The sequence below is a fragment of the Mesorhizobium sp. M7D.F.Ca.US.004.03.1.1 genome (genome assembly GCF_003998635.1).
In the GTDB taxonomy this organism is placed as follows: domain Bacteria; phylum Pseudomonadota; class Alphaproteobacteria; order Rhizobiales; family Rhizobiaceae; genus Mesorhizobium; species Mesorhizobium loti.
Genome location: NZ_RZQG01000824.1, coordinates 1 through 2642 on the forward strand (window position 1 = coordinate 1; position 2642 = coordinate 2642).

At 62.6% G+C, this 2642-nt stretch carries 4 protein-coding genes; 3 read left to right on the forward strand and 1 reads right to left on the reverse strand.

From position 1 onward, the window contains the following. The 3 genes from EN935_RS30420 to EN935_RS30430 form a co-directional block, all read left to right on the forward strand. Positions 1-549 (forward strand): amidase family protein (locus EN935_RS30420; RefSeq protein ID WP_245489091.1); only part of this gene is annotated, 549 nt, incomplete at its 5' end. Between the two features lies 1 nt (position 550). Next, a complete protein-coding gene (locus EN935_RS30425; protein ID WP_109669087.1) occupies positions 551-1081 on the forward strand; it encodes a hypothetical protein in 531 nt (176 codons plus the stop codon). Positions 1082-1088: 7 nt separating this feature from the next. Continuing rightward, on the forward strand, positions 1089-1886 hold the full coding sequence (locus EN935_RS30430) for a YdcF family protein (protein WP_109669085.1): 798 nt from the start codon (positions 1089-1091) through the stop codon (positions 1884-1886). Here the strand turns inward: EN935_RS30430 and EN935_RS30435 are convergent. Next, positions 1859-2578: a DUF599 domain-containing protein gene (locus tag EN935_RS30435; protein WP_109669083.1), complete on the reverse strand. Its 720-nt coding sequence runs from the start codon at positions 2576-2578 to the stop codon at positions 1859-1861. The two genes, EN935_RS30430 and EN935_RS30435, sit on opposite strands and share 28 nt — an antisense overlap. Positions 2579-2642 lie beyond the last annotated feature (64 nt).

Below are 2642 nucleotides of genomic sequence, written 5' to 3' on the forward strand. Positions count from 1 at the left end.
CCCGCCTATTACATCGTGGCGCCCGCCGAGGCTTCGTCCAACCTCGCCCGCTATGATGGCGTCCGCTACGGCTTGCGCGTGCCGGGCAAGGATATCGTCGACATGTATGAGAAGACCCGCGCCGCCGGTTTCGGCCGCGAGGTCAAGCGCCGCATCATGATCGGCACCTATGTGCTGTCGGCCGGCTATTACGACGCCTACTATTTGCAGGCGCAGAAAGTGCGCAATCTGATCAAGCGCGATTTCGAGACTGTTTTCGCCGCCGGCGTCGATGTCATCCTGACCCCGGCGACGCCATCCGCCGCCTTCGGCATCGCCGACGAGGACATGGCTGCCGATCCGGTCAAGATGTACCTGAACGACATCTTCACGGTCACCGTGAACATGGCCGGCCTGCCGGGCATTGCCGTGCCCGCCGGGCTCGACGCCAAGGGCCTGCCGCTCGGGCTGCAACTCATCGGCCGGCCGTTCGATGAGGAAACCCTGTTCCAGACCGCTGCCGTCATCGAGCAGGCGGCGGGCACATTCCAGCCGGAGAAATGGTGGTAGCATGCCGCCCCCGTCTCGCATTTCCATCGTCGAGACGGGAGACGAACTGCTGATTACCAACCCACCACGCACCACGGATTTCAGGACGGGCTTCGTTCTGATTGGGGCCGGGATCGTTGCCTACACCGGCTACATGGGATTGACCGACACGTCGCCCGCAACCGTCGCCAGCGGCACTCTCGGCCTGCTGTCGTTCGCGGCGATCATTGCCCTTTTCACCTATTTCCTCGGCAAGGATTTCATCTGGCTGGTATTCGGCAAGGAAACCCTGCGGCTAACCAACGCCGCAGCCGTGCGCGACGTCAGGGGTTCTTTGCGAAATCGTTCGTCATTGCCTTTGAAAGGGCACCTTGAGACCGAAATCCTCGACCATACCTATCCAACGGATGAAGCGGGGCTGTCGGAAGTCATCAGGTTGACCAACACGAACGGCGTCCTTGTTTTCGGCAGGGAGCTGAGCCGACCCGAGGCCGAGGCTGTGACGAGTGCCGTCGAGCACTTCATCGGTCGTGAGAATTCGAGCCGACGATAGGCAGCTAATGTTCTTCTATCTCTCCAAGATCTTCTGGTTCTTCATCCAGCCGCTCAATCTGGCGATCTTCCTGCTGCTGGCGGGACTGCTCGCGGCCATGATCGGCCGAAGGCGGTTGGCGGCCACCGGCGGCGTGCTGGCATTTCTGATCCTTGCGCTGTCGGCCTGGACGTCGCTCGGCGCCATGATGCTCAATCCGCTCGAAGAGCGCTTTGCGCGCCCGCCGCTGCCGGAAAAGGTCGACGGCATTGTCGTGCTCGGCGGCGGTTTTGAGGGCGCCATCAATCTGGTGCGAGGCGGCTATGAGCTGAACAGTGGCGGCGATCGGATGGTCGAGACAGCGGTTCTGGCCCGGCGCTTTCCCACGGCCAAGGTGATCGTCTCCGGCGGCACCGGCGAGTTGTTTCTCGAAGGCGAGGGTGACGCCGCCACGGCCCCTCGCTTGCTCACCGCGCTTGGCGTGACGGCCGATCGCCTGATCCTCGAAAACAAATCCCGCAACACCTATGAGAACGCGGTCTTCACCAAGGAGTTGGTAACGCCGAAGCCCGGCGAGACCTGGCTGCTGGTGACCTCGGCTTTCCATATGCCGCGCGCCAAGGCGCTGTTCGACAAGGCCGGTTTTGCGACTGTTCCCTGGCCGGTCGACTATCGCACCTCGGGCAAAGAAGGCATCGGCCTGTTCCGCGACAATCCAGCCGATTCGCTGCAGGCCACCACCATCGCCATCCGCGAATGGATCGGGCTGACCGCCTACTGGCTGTCAGGGCGGATCGATCAGCCTTTTCCGAGCCCTGGCGGCTGACCGATCACCGCCTGTCTGGCGGCCGAGAAGAACTGGCGCCTCACCAGCACCGCCAGCAGCAACAGCGTTGACAGCACGAACACCATGGGGTCGACGAACCAGCCGAGATAACCGATCGAGAAGAACACGCCGCGCAGGCCGGAGTTGAAGTGTTTTCCGGCGAGCATGTTCATTTGCGCCGCCCGCCACACCGCCGTCTCGGTGACCGGATTGCGCGAGGCTTCGCCATGCGGGATCGGCACCGCGCCGATCAGGATCGTGCAATAGTTGAACAGCCGGTACGCCCAGCCGAATTTGAAGAACGAAAACGCCAGGATCAGCACCAGTCCGAACACCTTTATCTGGAAGGCCGCGCGCGACGGCGCACCACCCAGGGGCAGGTCGCTGAGCACCTCAAGAACCCGGTCGGACGCGCCGAGCAAAGCAAAACAGCCGCCGATCGCGATCAGGGAGCTGGAGGCAAAGAAGGCGGTGCCTTGCTGCAGGCCGCTCATGATGGCGGTGTCGACGATGCGGATCTCGCGCTCGGCCATGGTCCGCATCCAGGCTTGCCGCTGTGCATTCATCGCCGTGGTCAGCGACACGCGACTGACCAGCTTGCCGTCGGAGGCGAACGTGTGCAGCAGCCACGCGACGAGGAAGAAGGCCAGCGCCGCGAGATCGGCTGTCGAAAGATCGAGGGAATCGCCCATGGCTTGAATTTATCACATTCAGCCCGATCGCTTCGATCTTCGCATACAGCGATCGGCACCAATG